Consider the following 17,488-nt stretch of genomic DNA (forward strand, 5'->3'; position numbering starts at 1 on the left):
ACTGGCCCTGTTCGGATTGTCCTCCGAGCAGGGCACTTTTTTTATGTTTAGCTGAGCGATCATACTCATGATATGATGAGAGAGAAGAATGAGCATAATTATATAATGTGAACCAAGAGATATTGAGAGATACCGGGAGATACCGATTAGATGAGGCTCTTTTTCGCATAAAAGGGAAAGGCAGGGAAATGCATGGACGCTCGTCTGCACGCATTGTATCGTCCGGTACAGATGAATGGGATGGACCCCCGTACATACTACATAGAGAATAGTCCTTCCCCTGTGCTTACACCTTATATAGCCTGTTATTGGGAGTCAGGAACTCGGGAACATATGGAAGATGGCAAGTATGGCATAGATGGAATGGACATGGACATCAAGGTCAATGACTTAAGGTTGAAATTTCCGGCCTCTGCCCGGGTATTACCAGATGGTTGCACTGACATCCTGATCGATTATAATCCAGAGCAAGAAAGGTATACGTATAGCTATTGCGGCAATTACATGCAGCCTTTTGCTTTTCCGTTATCGTTGACAGCGCCTACTACGGGAGCATATACGTTTGGGGTTCGCTTTTTTCCCGGGGGAGCTCCTTTTTTACACGGTCAGTCACTGAATTTGTTTACAGACCGACGTATACCCCTGGAAGAATGCTGGCCAGACCGATGGGACGAGCTGCAGTTGAAGATGGAGGAAACGAGGGATTTTGCCCAGCGTGTACAGGTGATGGAGTCCTACCTCCGCCGAGTGACCCTGCACAGTAGCCCGATTCATCATCATGCTGATCAGGATTTGCTTCGTAATGTGCTCTATCGGATCTTCAAGGATAATGGCCGCTTGAGTATACAAGACCTTGCCCAGGGAGAAGCTGTCAGTGAACGTCAGTTGCATCGCAAAATGACCGAACAAGTGGGCATCAGTCCCAAGCGTTTTAGTGAAATTGTTCGTTTCCATCAGGTGCTGCATGGCATTCGCAAAGGCTTGGCTACGGACGGAGCTGAACTGGCACAGACGTATGGATTTTACGATCAGGCGCATCTGATCAGGCAATTCCGCAAGTTTTACGGTGATACACCGCTAGTTGCTGTTCAGGAGCATCAACAGATGTTGTCCGAAAAGTACAATGATGCGGCCGTATCTTCCGTTATACTATGAATCATAGACTTATCACAAAGGAGTAATGAATCATGAATGGAACATTGCAAATTCGAGAGCATCTGTTAACGGAACTGGAAACAGGCGTACGCACAGGCGCTTCGTTAATTCGTCTAATTCGTCCGGAGGACTGGGCGTATCGTCCGCAGGACAATATGCGTTCCCTTGTGGAGCTGGTGCATCATTTTATTCAGATTACGGCTTCGGATCTTGTCATCATGCAAGAGAAAGGTGAGGCTGAAGTAGGTCAAGTGGAGAACCGTTTATCTGGAAACCAGGATATTGAGCAACTGGAAAAGACATTATGGAGCAATTTCGAGGCGTACAAAGCATATATTACAAGTCTCAGCGAAGAGGACTTTCTGAACCGCTCTACCAAAGCTTTCTATGCAGAGCATGGACACCTGCAGGTGCAGTGGCAGATCGAAACGCTCACACATGTGTTCCACCATCGCTCACAGCTCTATAATTACCTCAAACAACAAGGCCATGAATTGAACTTTTTTATGCTGTATGCCTAGTTTGTTCCTGGGTATGTTCTTGGACAAGCAGCTCTGCCGGATCATCCGGTGGGGCTTTTTTTGTTTTTCGCGGGATACGTTATCTATTAAACTTATATGTCAGCTATAAATGTACGTTCTACCAGGGTTAATTCACCGTGGCTTTACTAGATTTGAAACATAGAATACCGTATCAAAGCAAAAAGGAGGTGATTTTGATGGCCATCCTTTTACCATTACAGTTCTACAATCTGCCAGCGGGTGTGGGTAAATCCTACTATGAAAACCTGTCTGGCGGCACCAATGCAAGTGTTACGGTGAACAACAATGGACCGTTTCCGGTATCTCTCGTCATCACTCGTGTAAATGCTCCAGTTGTCACTTATATTGTTCCGGTGAACAGCAGTTTGAGCATTACCGCAAGTCAGGTGCTGGTCTTCGCTTTGCTGGCGAACCAGGGAGGTGCTGCTTCCGGTACGATTGAAGTTGCTTTGGCGTAATCTATCGGATGTTAGTAGAACGTATGAACCTCTGCCGACAGGGTCGGCAGGGGTCTTTTTTTATATTGAAGCCTTGTCGTAAACAGGGGAAGGCGTATCAAACTACATAAAATGTTGGGGCCCGAGAGTTTACTCTGAACCGTACACGATTAATGGAATAGTATAGACCGCACGTTGAGACTGTGCCTGGGATTCGGGAGGTTGATAGAATATGAACCGTAAGCAAACCAAAATATTGGAAACGCAGCGACTTGTATTTACGACATGGGACGAAGGTGATCGTGCCCTCGCGTTTGCGCTCTGGGGTGATCATGAGGTGACCCGGTGGGTTCGTGGCAACGAGGTTCTGAGCGAAGACGAAGTAGAGGCGAGGCTAACTCAGGAGATCGAGCGTGAGAAGCAGGAGGGGGTGCAGTACTGGCCCCTTTTTCAGAAAGATTCAGACGTGTTTATCGGCTGCTGTGGCCTCTGCACTTATGATCCGGAGGAGAACATCTATGAGCTTGGTTTCCTGCTGACTCGGGATCACTGGGGACAAGGCTATGCGCAAGAAGCGGCGCAGGCTGTTGTTCGTTATGCTTTTGACAAATTAGAGGTAGCGACGCTGGTGGCAAGTCATCATCCGGATAATGAAGCGGCATGTCACATTTTGAGCCAACTGGGATTTGAGCAAATGCACGAGCGACGGGATGAAGCAACAGGTGTGATGAAGCCTTTCTATAGATTACGGAAAAATAATACTGCCCGCTGATTAACGTTCTAGGGTATCTTATCTTGAGTCGTTTTCATGCATTTTTTATTTCGCGTTCAGCTTCTATTAAGGTGGGAAAGATATGATAACTCTTGTAAACCCCTTCTCGTGTTAAATAGATGTGTGACTGACCCTGCCGGACGACGGCGGGGTATTTTTTTGCTTGTTTTCGACGTTTTACAATAAAATAAAGATAAACAAAAATAAATAAAATAATAATCTGTGTTTATTATTGACTAACAAACAGAAACAAAGGTATAATGAATGTGAAAAAAGGAACTTAATTTGATCGTGACAGCCCCATTTTATACTTGAACATAGGAGAGGATAGACATGAACGTGACCCTTCAGACCGAAAGACAGCAACCTGCCGGATTCAATATTCCATTTGTACGCGAGATGGCAGAGATTACGCAGCATATGTGGAAAAATGGATGGGATGAGCGTAATGGCGGTAATGTCAGCTATCTACTGAAAGAGGAAGAGGTTGCACCTTACATTGACATTCATCATGTGATCCGCACCATTACACCTGCCTTTTCCGTGCAAGAACTGGCGGGACAGTATTTTATCGTTACGGCATCGGGCAAATATTTCAAAAACGTGCTGGCAGACCCGGAAGGCAATCTGGGTGTATTGCGTGTATCTGCGGATGGACAGGAGCTGGAGGTATTGTGGGGGCTGAACGGTGGCGCGAACCCGACAAGTGAACTGCCGACCCATTTTATGAGCCATATTGAACGTTTGAAAAGAGACCCGAACCACCGGGTTGTCATGCACAACCACGCGACACATGTACTTGCGATGACCTTTATCCATGAGCTGGATGAGGCCAAGTTTACCAAGACACTCTGGCAGATGTGTACCGAATGTGTGGTGGTATTTCCAGATGGCGTTGGGATCATCCCTTGGATGATGCCCGGTTCGAATGAAATCGGCCGCGCAACTGCGGAGAAAATGCAGGAGTATCATGCGGTCATCTGGCCGCAGCACGGCATTTTTGGAACAGGTACAACGATTGACGAAGCGTTTGGTCTGATTGAGACCATCGAGAAAGCAGCACAAGTGTACATGCTTGTTGCAGGTCACGATATCAGGCAGCGGATTACGGATGAGCAACTACTTGCTCTTACAGAACAATTTGGCGTAACCCCTCGTCCCGGAATCATTCAAAGTTATTTGGGCTCTTTTAGATCGAAGTAGGAGCATGGGCAAAAAGAACACATTCATTCATGTCTAATTTCCCAATGATTGAAAAGCGGTAGAGTCTAAGACAATATTATTTATTAATTATTCGATGAAACATCTATAAATTGTCAGGTTGTTATATGAACTAGGTTTGATTAGAATTTGTTTAACTGATTAATAATCAAAGTGGCAATTATATTTAAGTTTAATGTGGGTAACTTAATTAATAATTTCAAGGGGGTAAAAGGCACTAGTGATTGTTCTTCCTTTAGCAGATTCTCCCATTCGTTGCTATCAAATCCATGCATACCGCTTATCTATTATTTTAAACTATCCTGAATGTCTTCCCTGGTTTTACTCAAATTATATTCAGGTTGTTGGTAAAACCTCTCATCAAGAAGACTTGTTTAATTACTCTATTGATTTTCATTTAGCAACAGAAGAATTTCACACAGCAGTTCCTTGGCTGGATTTTTGTCCAATGTCGCCCAACATTTTTTTTGAAAAATTATCTTGTGATGTTCATGATGTTCTACGGTATTCAATTGATGAAGGACATTATTTGTATACAATTGTAGACGAATATTATATTCCATCACGTAAAGCCTATCAAATTGAACAAAAATATTATCATGACATATTAATTTATGGTTATGATTTAGCTAACAAGCTATATTTGGTTAGTGGATTTGATCAGAATATGCAATATGAAAAAACAAGTGTTCCCTTTGAATTAATGGAGAAAGCTATTCACAGTGCAGGGGCGCCAATTACTCAAATTTACAAAAAAAATATTAAATATGAGTTGAATATGAATCTTATCAAAGAGTTATTGGAGGACTATATGTACTCCAATAACTCTTCTAAACGTAATATGATGAATTCTAATCCTCTACCGGATAGTCATTACTATGGAATAAGCACTTATGATGGATTTTTGGAACATTTGAAAGGAATACAACATAACACTTCAAACAAAGATATACGAATACCCCATTTATTATACGAGCACAAGGAATGTATGATGCTTAGGATTAAATACTTAACAGACCTAAATAGATTAAAAGAACCGAATGAAATTATTTCAAAGTACAAGATGGTGCGTGACCATTCTCTGATTTTGAGGAATTTATATTTAAAAATGATAATAACTAACAATATTGGTTTGGTTGAAAGTTTAAATTCAGCCGTTGTAAAATTAAAAGAGATAGACATGGACATTAGTGATAAGTTGCTTAACAACTTGGTAATTTAGTGGAATCTAAACAGATACTGTATTTCTTTGGTATAGAAATTTTAAAATATGAAGTTCCTCTGATGTAGTTATCTTGGCCTTTGGTTCTTTGAACCGAAGGTCTTTTTCTTTTTTCAGGCAAACAATCGTCGTTTTGGGTCAAAAACGTTCATTTTGCTTAGCAAGAAAGGCTTTGTTATCGAATATTGAATCGTAGAATGCATTATCACGCGCTGGCGATTTTCGGGTGAAATGACGTATTGTCAATGGCTCTGCGATTTTGCATAATAACTATGCTTCATAGATAAGAACAGACATTGTTAACCAGATGAGAAGCAAAGAAGCTTATAGACAAGAGATGGAAGGAAGTTATGATCATGCTTGGCAAAATGAAGAGAATCTTAATCGGCAAGCCAATGAAGTCGGCTGAATTGGATGCAGAAAAATTGGGGAAATGGAAGGCGCTCGCCATCCTGTCTTCCGATGCTTTATCATCCGTGGCCTACGGTACGGAACAGATTTTGCTGGTGCTGGTTGCGGCGGGATTCGCCGCCTTGTGGTACTCGGTTCCGATTTCCATCGCCGTGCTGGGATTGCTCGTCATTTTAATTTTTTCGTATCGCCAGACCATATTTGCTTATCCTACAGGGGGCGGCGCGTATATCGTAGCCAAGGATAACCTGGGCACCACACCGAGCTTGATTGCCGGGGGTTCATTGCTAGTCGATTATATCCTGACTGTGGCTGTAAGTTCTTCCGCAGGTACCGATGCGATCACATCCGCTTTTCCTGTATTGCATGACTATAGTGTCATTATTGCGCTTATTATGATTGTGTTTCTGACCGTTATGAATCTGCGAGGGGTTACGGAGTCAGCTTCGGTGCTGGCGATCCCTATTTACCTGTTTATCTTTTCGATTGCGATTCTCATTATTTCGGGTGGATTCAAATTTCTGACTGGTGGTATGCATGCTGCGGCTCCGGAATTCGGAACAAGTCTGTCGCATGTCAGCATCTTTCTGCTGCTTAAAGCGTTCAGCTCTGGATGCTCGGCTTTGACCGGGGTTGAGGCGGTTAGTAACGCCATTCCGAACTTCAAGCAACCTGCGGAGAAAAATGCGGCCGGAACCTTGCTGCTGATGGGATGCATCCTTGGTGCCATGTTTATCGGTATTACGCTGTTAGCCTTTGGGTATGGGATCAAACCTGATCCCAAAGCAACGGTCATTTCCCAGATTGCCGAAGCTACGTTTGGCAGGGGGTGGATGTATTTTATTATCCAGGGTGTTACGGCTCTGATCTTGTTCCTCGCGGCGAATACGGCATACTCCGCTTTCCCGCTGTTGTCCTTCATGATGGCGAAGGATAAATATATGCCGCATATGTTCATGGTGCGAGGAGACCGTCTGGGCTTCTCCAACGGGATTATTTTTCTCAGCGTCATGTCGGCACTTCTTGTCGTTGGATTTAAAGGGGATACCGGAAACCTGATCCCGCTCTATGCGGTCGGGGTGTTCATTCCGTTTACATTGTCCCAACTCGGCATGATGATACGCTGGATCAAAATCAAGCCGTCTGGCTGGAAAACAAAGCTGCTCGTGAATACAATCGGTATGCTGACTACGTTGTCCATTACGCTGATTTTTATTTTCACCAAGTTCACGCAGACATGGGTTATCTTTATCTTCTTGCCACTGGTCGTTTATGTGTTCATGCGCATTCGCAGCCATTACTGCAACATCGCAGACGAACTACGTATCGATATTCAGGTGGATAAACCGGCCAAGAAAGGCAATACGATTGTTATTCCGGTGGCGGGCATTACTCGGGTGGTGATGAATACCATCAGTTACGCCCAGACGATGTCGAATCATGTGGTGGCACTGTACATCGGCTTTGATGATGAGGCTATACGGAAGATGGAGCAGAAGTGGGAAGAATGGAATCCGGGCGTCCGTCTGGTCGTAATCAAATCGAGGTACCGCAGCATTATGGGCCCGCTGAAGAAATTCATTGATACGGTGGAATGGAAAACAGCCGAAACCGATCATATCACCATCCTGATACCGCAATTTATTACGAAGCACTGGTGGCAAAATGTACTGCATAACCAGACCAGCTTCATGATTCGGGCTTATCTAATTAATTATAAAGATGTGATTGTGACGACGGTGCCGTATCATCTGAATCGGTAATGGAAAATGAATGTAAAGCAGGTTTTATCAATATAACGTTAATGTTTAATATAGTATTTACACATATTACCGCAGGGAAATCTCCAGATTGGAGGTTCCTTGCGGTTTTTTGCGCATTTGTGCAGTTTGGTAAATTCATCCTGTTCTATGTTGCGTTATGTAAAACGGTTGGGCAAGGATTAACTTGAATTTGATGCAAGTTCCATATTGCTGTGACATTGGAAAATTAAACTAGAGTTCGTGGTGCTGAGTTCAGATGAGTTATTCATCTCAGAGCTTGTACACCGAGAGCATAACCCAAGAGGTGTAATCCAAGAAGGGTGTTCAAGGAGGAAAAACTTCAGATGAGTGATCTTGACAACCAGTTCAGCCTGCCTGCCATAAAACGGCGTATAACCTCGAATTCCTACAATCGTCGGACAACTTCGCTGCGGTTGCAGCGGATGAGGGAGAACGTGCTGGCTTACGGTTTTCTAGCACCATCGCTGCTTTTGTTCGCTGTGTTTCTGTTTTATCCCATGTTCAAGTCAGTGTACTTGAGTCTGCATTCTACCGACCCGACGGGACAGATTGCGGCTTATGTAGGGCTGGATAACTTCAAAGCGGTATTCCAGTCAGGTCTGTTTATGCAAGGCATGAAAGTGACATTACTGTTTGTTCTGTTCACCGTACCGACAGGCATATTCGTAGCCCTTATACTGGCGGCTTTGACTCATAACCGCTTTAAGGGAATGCGTGTGTTCCAATTTGTCTTCTCGCTGCCTGTTGTGTTATCGGTAGGCTCGTCGGCCGTCATCTGGAAGTTTCTTTTCCATCCGACGCTGGGGATGCTTAATTATCTGCTTGGCAAAGCAGGCATTGATCCAATTCCTTGGTTAACGAGTCCCGATTGGGCATTGGTTTCAATCTCCATCATGACGATCTGGATGAACCTTGGTTTCAACTACATCATTCTATCCAGCGGATTACAGGGAATTCCGGATGAGATCTACGAAAGTGCCAAGATGGATGGGGCGAGCGCTTTGCTCACGTTTCGCAAAATTTCCATGCCGCTGTTGTCGCCAACGTTGTTCTTTGTGACGGTGGTATCCATCATTGGTGCGTTTCAATCGTTCGGTCAGATCAACATTCTCACGCGGGGCGGCCCGATGGACAGTACAAATGTGTTTGTGTATTCCATCTATCAGGAAGCATTTGTGAACTTCCGCTTCGGGACAGGAAGTGCACAGGCTTTAATTCTGTTCGCGGTCATTATGCTACTGACCCTGCTTCAATTCAAATGGGTAGAGAGGAAAGTGCATTACCAATGAATGCAAAATGGAATCAGATGTTGCTCTATATGTTGCTGACGATCAGCGCTGCACTGGTATTGTATCCGGTGATGTACACCTTCTTCATGGCGGTGATGATGCCTGAGGATGCGAGTGCGTATCCACCGCATATCATCCCGACATCCATTGATTTATCCAACTTCGCAGAAGTGTTCGATATTGTGCCGATTGGACGATTCATCGGGAATACCTTTCTGGTGGCGGGGTTGACTACGATCGGGCAATTAATTACAGCCAGTATGGCTGCTTATGCTTTTGCCAAAATGCAATTTAAAGGTAAAAACGTTATCTTCAGCATGTTTGTGGCCACCATGATGATTCCGTGGGAAGTGACGATGATTCCGAACTATCTGACCATTCGCAGCTGGGGCTGGCTGGATAGTTATCAGGGAATGACGGTGCCGTTTCTCGCAACCGCATTTGGCACCTTTCTACTCAGGCAGTTCTTTATGCAGTTGCCCAAAGAGCTGTTCGAAGCAGCAAAGATAGATGGATGCGGACACATTCGTTACTTCATCTCACATGTCTTGCCGTTGTCTCGTCCGGCACTTGGCACACTGGCGATCTACTCGTTCCTCAGTATGTACAACGCGTATCTCTGGCCGTTGCTTGTAACCAACACACCCGAGATGAGAACGGCTCAAATCGGAATTTCTATGCTGGAGTTCCAGGAATCCACGGCGTGGAATCTGGTGTTTGCCGGAACTGCGATGGTGATCCTGCCATCTCTGCTACTACTGATCTTTGGACTAAAGCAACTAGTGCGAGGCATGGCAGCCGGAGCACTTAAGGGATAAAGGAAACCTGCATCACCGTTCAGGTTACGCATGAAATGCCATGAGCGAATAAAATGAGGCTCGCCTTGTATAAAAGGTTTTGATGAGCTGCAAGAGTAGTGGAGGAGAAGAATCAATTCTGAAGAAGCGAAGCGTTCGCCTTTGTCTCTGGGATTTTAACGACTAAAAAATAGTTCAGGTAAATCTGGAGACAACAGCGATCGTAAGAATGATTCGTATCCGTAACGGCTACAACGTGCAGTCTCAACAAATGTTTTTTTATAACGCGAGCCATCTAAAGGAGAGCGACATGAAAAGAAGAGGAACCTTTGCACTAATGCTAGCAGCGCTGATGTTGGTTATTTCGGCTTGTGGTACGAAAACAGAAACAAGTAGCCCGGCAAGTGGGACACAAGCTGATGCGGCAGCAGCTAAAACAACTCAATTGACATGGTGGCATTCCATGTCCGGTGCAGGCGAGAAAGCCATTAACCAACTTGCTTCCGATTTCAATGCAAGCCATCCAGAGATTCAGGTTAAAGCGATCTACCAAGGGAAATATGATGAGAGCTTGAATAAGCTTAAAGCATCAATGGGTTCCGACAGTGGGCCGGATCTGATCCAGGTCTATGAGATTGGCAGTAAGTTTATGATTGACTCGGGCATGATTACACCGGTGCAACAGTTCATCGACAAGGACAAGTTTGATCTGTCCCAACTGGAGCCGAACATTATTCGTTATTATACAATTGATGGCAAACTGAATGCGATGCCGTTTAATACATCGAATCCAATTTTGTATTACAACAAGGATATGTTCAAGGTTGCCGGATTGGACCCGGAGAATCCACCAAAGACGTATGAAGAGTTCGAGCAAGCAGCTAATGCTTTGTCCAAAGACGGTAAACCAGGAGCGTCGATGGCGATTTATGGCTGGTTTATGGAACAATTTTTCGCAAACCAGAATGCAGATTATGTAAACAATGGAAACGGGAGAAGCGCGGCGGCAACCGAATCTATGCTGAACTCCGAAGCGGGTGTGAAGACGTTAACGTGGTGGAAAAAGATGATTGACGAGAAAACCCTCTCGAATCTGGGACGTAATACAGACGACACCACGGCAGCATTTACGGCACAGCAGATTGGTATGACGCTGGATTCCACAGCAGGGCTGCGCAAAATCGTTGAAGGATCAGGCGGCAAGTTTGAACTGGGAACAGGTTTCCTGCCTCGTCCAGCGGATGCTAAAGAAGGCGGCGTGGTTGTTGGTGGGGCAAGCTTGTACATTATGAATAACAAATCGGAAGAGCAGCAGCAGGCCGCTTGGGAGTTTATCAAGTATCTGGCTACACCTGAGGTACAAGCGAACTGGAGTGTGGCGACAGGATACTTCCCAATTACGACAGCAGCCTACGATCAGCAAGTATTAAAGGATAATATGACGAAATATCCGCAGTTCCAGACAGCAGTCGACCAATTGCATGCTTCAGCCGATTCGACAGCAACATCCGGCGCAGTTATGGGTGTTTTTCCAGAAGCGAGACAAATTGTCGAAGGAGCGATTGAAACGGTGCTGAATGGGCAAGGAGCGCCACAAGAAGCACTGGATGCGGCGGCACAGCAGATTACGGAAAAAATCAAGCAGTACAATAGCACAGTGAAGAAATAACAATCCGTGAAGCAGAAATGAATTAGAACGTAACCAGATGCGGCGGTCCTATCGATCGCCGTATTATGGTGTGTGTATTTAGTTATATTTTACATCATTCACTGTCGAATCCATGAGTAATAATCAATGCACATGTTACAAAAGTTAACGCGATATAGGTCTGTATACTTAAGTTGTTATAGTTTTACCTACAAAATGTCCTCTTTAAGTCCTGAAAAGCGAACGAATGGATCCCGAAGTTAATAAAAACTAATTCATTCGTAATGTTTATGTTCTATTTTCTATCATTTTGAAGAAATGTGATTTACATGTCTCTATCGTTCAGTTATCTTATATTTGAACTAATGTACAAGCTATGTGAACAAATGATTGCTAATTTAAAAAACATGGGGGTAGGTTAAACATGTATCGTATGCAGATGATTAGGTGGTTCAGAATATTTCTGGCGACAATGTTGCTACTGACAGGAGCTATACCAGCAGGGCTGTTAGACAGCAAAGCATCAGCAGCAGATGAAGTATTAACTGTAGCCCAGGCACAAGCGAAGAATTCCGATAAATCAACGGCGACGATTGAAGGATATGTTGTTGGCTACTACAACGGTGGATCGTCCGTTCAGTTGAATCCACCCTTTACATCGGATACTAATTTTGCTCTGGCAGATCGTCCTGAAGAAACGGATATCAGTAAAATGATGCCGGTACAAGTACCTATGAATGCACCTCGTAGCACTTTCGGATTACAAAGCAATACCTCCCTGTATCATTCCAAAGTCAGGATTACGAATGGATCATTAGAAACCTATTTCACTGTCAATGGCATTAGAAGTATTTCTTCAACCAAATTTCAACAGGTGGATGAAAAACCTGAAACGAAGGCAGCAAGTGTTAGTGCGAACCCTTCATCAGGCGCTGTTCCCTCTGGAACCTTGATTACTTTGGAGACAACTACGGTTGGAGGTTCCATTTCTTACAGATTAAATGATGAGACTGAATTTATCCCCTACACATCCCCGATTACGATAACGGATGCTACTCACATTGAAGCTTACGCACATAAAACAGGATTGGAAGATAGCGACTTCACAATTTGGGATTACACCGTGGTTAACAATACCCCTGTTTCTATCTCGGAAGCACGAACCAAGTCAGAAAATGAACCCGTAACTGTCCAAGGGTTGGTTACCTATCGAGAAGAATCCGGAGGTATGGCAAACCTGTATATTCAAGATGAAAATGCAGGAATTGTTATACGTGGAACTGATGCAAGTGTGGAACCAGGTGATCAGATTGAAGCCTATGGCCCGCTTAGCCTATACAATGGTCTGCTTCAAGTGGAGAAAGATAAAGCTGGATTTCCAGGCGGGTATATTAAAATTTTGAACAAACATCAAAGCTTACCCGAGCCTCTCAAGCTTACATCCCGTGACTTTGTCCCAGCGCCAGGTGGGGGAAAAGGATCAGGAGGAAAATATGAAGGAATGCTTGTCGAAGTAAATGAAGTTACGGTGACAAAAAACAGCAGTTCTACTTTTTATGCGACAGATGCACAAGGCGGCGAGATCATCATTTATGCCAAAAATAGTCCTTCTGCACTCCAAACAGACAAGACATACGAAAAAGTAACAGGTGTCATGACCTATCACACCAGTTATGGACTTGAGCTGATTCCTCGTACGTCAGCAGATGTTGTCGAAAATCTACTTTCTGTAACAGCTAGTGTACCTTCGGGTGGAATCGTAACAGGCTCAAACGTCTCATTGTCCTCGCCTATGGCGGGTGCGAGCATTTATTTTACAGTCGATGGGGCTGATCCGACGACAGCATCCACCTTATATAACCAGCCAATCACAATCCATGAGGATACTTTAGTTAAAGCAGTGGCTGTATTAGACGGTAAAATTAGCCAAGTATACAGTTTTAGTTACAGGGTTATTCAGGAACTGGACAATCTTAGAATTCATGATATTCAAGGGGCGTCACATTCCTCGTTATATGATGGACTAGCCGTGCAAAATGTTGAAGGAATTGTAACGTATGTGGTGAATTCAAATTCGTTTTACATGCAAGAGATTCCCGGGATGGAAGACAATGATGACAACACATCGGAGGCTATCCTTGTATACAAATCATCTCATGGCATGATTACAGGAAATAGAGTCAAAGTATCGGGTCAAGTGAAGGAGTACGCTGTATCAGAATCCGAATTGGCAACAACAGAAATTGTAGCTTCTTCCATTACGGTAGAAGGTCAGGATCAACCGTTGCCAGCCCCTGCTTTGCTGGGGAAAAATGGACGTATCATTCCAACGGTTATTGACAGCGATTCGCTGTCGGTATTTAACCCCGAGACGGATGCCATAGATTTCTATGAAAGTTTGGAGGGCATGAGAGTAGAGCTTGAAAATCCTGAGATTATAGGGCCATATTCTAGCCAACCGGGTCTTGCCGTTGTCGTGGACAATGGTGTTAATAATCCGCTTCGTACTCCTGCGGGCGGTGTTATTTTGACGGATAACGGAAAAGAAACCTTCGAAAGTGATCTTAATCCGCAACGGTTATTTATTGGTAAAAAACCATCTGGTGCCGTCAAGACCGGAGATAAACTGAACGGTAACGTCGTTGGGGTGATGACCTATACGAACGGCAATTTCAGAATTAATCCCGATGGGGCATTGCCACCCGTCATCCCGGGTCCAACCGAGCAAGCGGTGACGACTATTGAGAAGGCGGAGGACAAGCTGACCATCGCCACATTTAATGTGGAGAATTTCAGCAAAAAGGATGCTGCACGAGCTGTGAAAATTGGAAGAATCATTGTAGACAATCTGAAAGCACCAGATATTATCGGCATTATGGAAGTACAGGATAATGACGGTGATGCGGATACGGGGACAACGGAAGCGAATGAGAGCTTTCAGACGCTGATCGATGCGATCAAGACCAATCATGGCCCCACTTATCAATTCAGTGAAATTGCTCCGGAAAATAATAAGGATGGCGGTGCACCAGGGGCCAACATTCGTGTAGGTTTCCTATACCAACCAGAACGAGTTTCCTTGGCGGCGGGGATAGGTAAAGGGAATGCGTCCAAAGCAGTCGCTGTTTCCGCTGACGGAAGCTTGTCTTTTAATCCTGGCCGTATTGCTCCGACGGATGAAGCATTTGCTAGTTCACGTAAACCGCTGGCTGCGGAATTCGAATTCAACGGTGAGCGAGTCGTTGTGATAGCGAATCATTTTAATTCCAAAGGCGGTGATCTGAAACCGTTTGGCAGTATCCAGCCTGCAACGCGGAACAGTGAAGTGCAGCGGGCCAAGCAAGCTGAGCTTGTGAACGGTTTTGTAAAAGAATTGACTGCCAAAGACCCTGAAGTCAATGTAGCTGTACTTGGTGATTTTAACGATTTCCAGTTTTCCAAGACGTTAAACATCGTTGCAGGCAATGAACTTGATAATCTGGTCGACAAGCTACCTGAGAATCAGCGTTATTCCTACATCTACGATGGCAATTCCCAGACTCTGGATCACATTCTGGTGAGTAAAAATCTGTCAGACACGGCGGCAATTGAGGTAGTACATGTCAACGCTGACTTTGAAACCTCACACGGACGAGTTAGTGATCATGATCCGCTGCTGGCACAGCTGAGTATCGGAGAACCGGCAGAAGCAGGTGACTTTAAGCTACGCGTGCTACACACGAATGACACACATGCGCATCTGGACAACATTCCTCGCCGTGTGACAGCGATAAAAGAAGCTCGCAACGATCATACACTTGTGCTGGATGCAGGGGATGTATTTTCAGGGACATTATATTTCAACCTTTTCAATGGTCTCGCTGATCTGGAGTTTATGAATATGATCGGATATGATGCGATGACCTTCGGGAATCATGAATTTGATAAAGGGCCGGCCGTGCTGAAAGAATTCATTAATAAAGCGGAATTTCCCTTTGTAAGTGCCAATATTGACTACACGAAGGATACCGATCTGGGCAGTTTGTATCAAGCCAGCATCGGGCAACCAGGGGAAGATGGCAAAATTTATCCGGCGATTATAACCGAGGTGAACGGGGAGAAAGTGGGGATATTTGGTTTAACCACTTCGGACACAGTGTCCCTGTCTTCACCAGGAGATGATCTGAAATTCCAGGATGTTCAGGCTAGTGCACAAGCAACGGTAAATATGTTGCAAGAAGAGGGCATTAACAAAATTATTGCCCTGACACACCTCGGTTACTCCGAGGATTTGAAGCTGGCTGAAGCCGTAAAAGGTATCGACATCATTGTCGGCGGACATTCCCATACCATTTTGAACAAACCGATCGTGGTTGGGGATGCAGAGGAACCAACCTTGGTGGTGCAGACGGGAGAATATGATGTATCGCTTGGTAAACTTGATGTGACATTTGATGAAGCAGGCCTCTTGAAGAAGTGGAATGGAAGATTGCTGAACCTCGATGCCAAGGGAGCCGACGATGCTTTCGTGTATAAAGATGATGCACAGGCACTGGCGAAGTTGCAAGAATATGCATCACCTTTGGCCGAATATAAGAAAAAAGTCATCGGTAAAACAAACGTATTCCTGGATGGAGAGCGCGGAAGTGTAAGGAAGCAGGAAACGAATCTGGGGAATTTTATGACCGATGGCATGCTGGAAAAAGTAAAATCGATCGTAAAAGAGAATGACGTCAAAGGGTACGTCGCGATCCAGAACAGTGGAGGTATACGTGCTTCGTTCAAGGAAGGAAATATTACGCTCGGGAATTTGCTGACCGTAATGCCGTTCGGGAATAATCTCACGGCACTTAAAATGACAGGCAAGGAAATTACAGCCGCGCTCGAAAACGGGGTAAGCGGTGTGGAAACGGGAGAAGGGCGGTTCCCGCAGGTATCAGGTATGCGTTTTTATTATGATTCCATAAAGCCTGGAGAAAAAATGGATTCCACTACAAATACCGTAACTCAAGAAGGCAAGCGTGTGATAAAAGTTCAGATTAAAAATGGTAATGGAAGATTTACCGATATTGATCCAAACGGATATTACATTGTGGCCACAAACTCGTTTATGGCTAACGGAGGAGACTTCTACCGTAGCATGAGAGCCGCGAAAAACGATGGCCGATACTATGAATTAAATCTGGTTGATTATGAGATTTTCCTTGAGCATCTGGATCGGACCGGCACCGTAAATCAAGCTGTGGAAGGTCGTAGCACCGATCTTAAAGGCGCCCCTCTTCCAGGAGATGGAAATGGTAACAATCCTGGTAACGGCGGCGGTACAAGCAATCCAACTCCAACGACACCTGTAACACCAACAACTCCGAGCAATCCGGGTAATGGAGGAACAACAAATCCAGCTACACCGGGAATACCGGGCAATTCCGGGAATGGCAGTAGCACGGCTCCAGCCAACCCACTGGTGGAATTGAAGGATATCGGCAGTCACTGGGCAGGAGAAGCGATCAAAGCTGCCATTATCCGAGGCATTGTCAATGGGTATCAGGATAGTAACTTCCGTCCGAATATGCCGGCGACACGTGCTGAATTCATTGTGATGCTGGCACGAGCATTTGAATTGCCTGCAAGCAATAAAGCGCTAGCCTTCAAAGATGCAGCATCCATTCCTGACTGGGCTCAAAGCTTCATTGCTCAGGCAGTGGACCAAGGCATTATTAGTGGATATACGGATGATACATTCCGTTCAACAGGCAAAATATCACGGGTAGAGATGACCGTTATGCTGGTGAGAGCCCTTGGCTTGCCGCTGGATTCCAAGTCATCACTGACGTTTGCAGATGCAACACAAGTACCTGCATGGGCTGTTCCATACATTGCTGCTGCACAGGAAGCAGGATTAGTGAAGGGGACGGGAGGTAACAGGTTTAATCCAAAGGCAGAAGCGACGAGGGCTGAAGTCGTGACTCTGATCCTCTCCGCCATGGAGTTTAAATCGCAGCCATAAGGATTTCGTACCAGATTGGAAGCATAATTAGAGTGTTTCAAATGAAGTTGAAATGATGGGATACGGCTAGCAGGATTGATTCTGCTAGCTGTATTTTCTTTGCGATAAATATGTTGTATCCAAGCAGGCACATTTCTCCAAGAGTCTACTTTGGGACAAGGGATTTTGATAAATGATTGACATGCTATTGACTCATATCATATAATCAACACGTTCATTAAATT

At 44.8% G+C, this 17,488-nt stretch carries 11 protein-coding genes; all 11 read left to right on the plus strand.

Annotation, left to right across the window (positions count from 1 at the left end):
• Nucleotides 1-192: 192 nt before the first annotated feature.
• Nucleotides 193-1,155 (plus strand): helix-turn-helix domain-containing protein, encoded by a 963-nt coding sequence (locus MHI38_RS23000; RefSeq protein WP_154890855.1) that lies wholly within the window; start codon nt 193-195, stop codon nt 1,153-1,155.
• 32 nt (nt 1,156-1,187) lie between these two features.
• Nucleotides 1,188-1,676 (plus strand): DinB family protein, encoded by a 489-nt coding sequence (locus MHI38_RS23005; RefSeq protein ID WP_154890856.1) that lies wholly within the window; start codon nt 1,188-1,190, stop codon nt 1,674-1,676.
• Between the two features lie 197 nt (nt 1,677-1,873).
• Nucleotides 1,874-2,155: a hypothetical protein gene (locus MHI38_RS23010; RefSeq protein ID WP_090918184.1), complete on the plus strand. Its 282-nt coding sequence runs from the start codon at nt 1,874-1,876 to the stop codon at nt 2,153-2,155.
• Nucleotides 2,156-2,366: 211 nt separating this feature from the next.
• Complete coding sequence (locus MHI38_RS23015) at nt 2,367-2,906, plus strand: GNAT family N-acetyltransferase (protein WP_154890857.1); 540 nt, start codon at nt 2,367-2,369, stop codon at nt 2,904-2,906.
• A 333-nt stretch (nt 2,907-3,239) separates the two neighbouring features.
• On the plus strand, nt 3,240-4,109 hold the full coding sequence (gene rhaD / locus MHI38_RS23020) for a rhamnulose-1-phosphate aldolase (RefSeq protein ID WP_154958524.1): 870 nt from the start codon (nt 3,240-3,242) through the stop codon (nt 4,107-4,109).
• Between the two features lie 238 nt (nt 4,110-4,347).
• The gene (locus tag MHI38_RS23025) at nt 4,348-5,349 is read left to right on the plus strand and encodes a hypothetical protein (protein ID WP_341181732.1); all 1,002 of its coding nucleotides are present in this window, start codon (nt 4,348-4,350) and stop codon (nt 5,347-5,349) included.
• Nucleotides 5,350-5,705: 356 nt separating this feature from the next.
• A complete protein-coding gene (locus MHI38_RS23030; protein ID WP_341181733.1) occupies nt 5,706-7,523 on the plus strand; it encodes an APC family permease in 1,818 nt (605 codons plus the stop codon).
• A 443-nt stretch (nt 7,524-7,966) separates the two neighbouring features.
• Nucleotides 7,967-8,833: a carbohydrate ABC transporter permease gene (locus tag MHI38_RS23035; protein WP_090918458.1), complete on the plus strand. Its 867-nt coding sequence runs from the start codon at nt 7,967-7,969 to the stop codon at nt 8,831-8,833.
• On the plus strand, nt 8,830-9,651 hold the full coding sequence (locus tag MHI38_RS23040; RefSeq protein WP_341181734.1) for a carbohydrate ABC transporter permease: 822 nt from the start codon (nt 8,830-8,832) through the stop codon (nt 9,649-9,651). Before MHI38_RS23035 ends, MHI38_RS23040 begins: the two co-directional genes overlap by 4 nt.
• 289 nt (nt 9,652-9,940) lie before the next feature.
• Entirely contained in the window at nt 9,941-11,299 is a 1,359-nt protein-coding gene (locus MHI38_RS23045; protein ID WP_341181735.1) for an ABC transporter substrate-binding protein, read from the plus strand.
• Between the two features lie 403 nt (nt 11,300-11,702).
• Nucleotides 11,703-17,264 carry a 5'-nucleotidase C-terminal domain-containing protein gene (locus MHI38_RS23050; RefSeq protein WP_341181736.1) on the plus strand — a complete coding sequence of 1,854 codons (5,562 nt, stop codon included), beginning with the start codon at nt 11,703-11,705 and terminating at the stop codon, nt 17,262-17,264.
• The last annotated feature ends 224 nt before the right edge of the window (nt 17,265-17,488 follow it).

The organism is Paenibacillus sp. FSL K6-1558, from assembly GCF_038002565.1.
Lineage (GTDB): Bacteria > Bacillota > Bacilli > Paenibacillales > Paenibacillaceae > Paenibacillus > Paenibacillus polysaccharolyticus.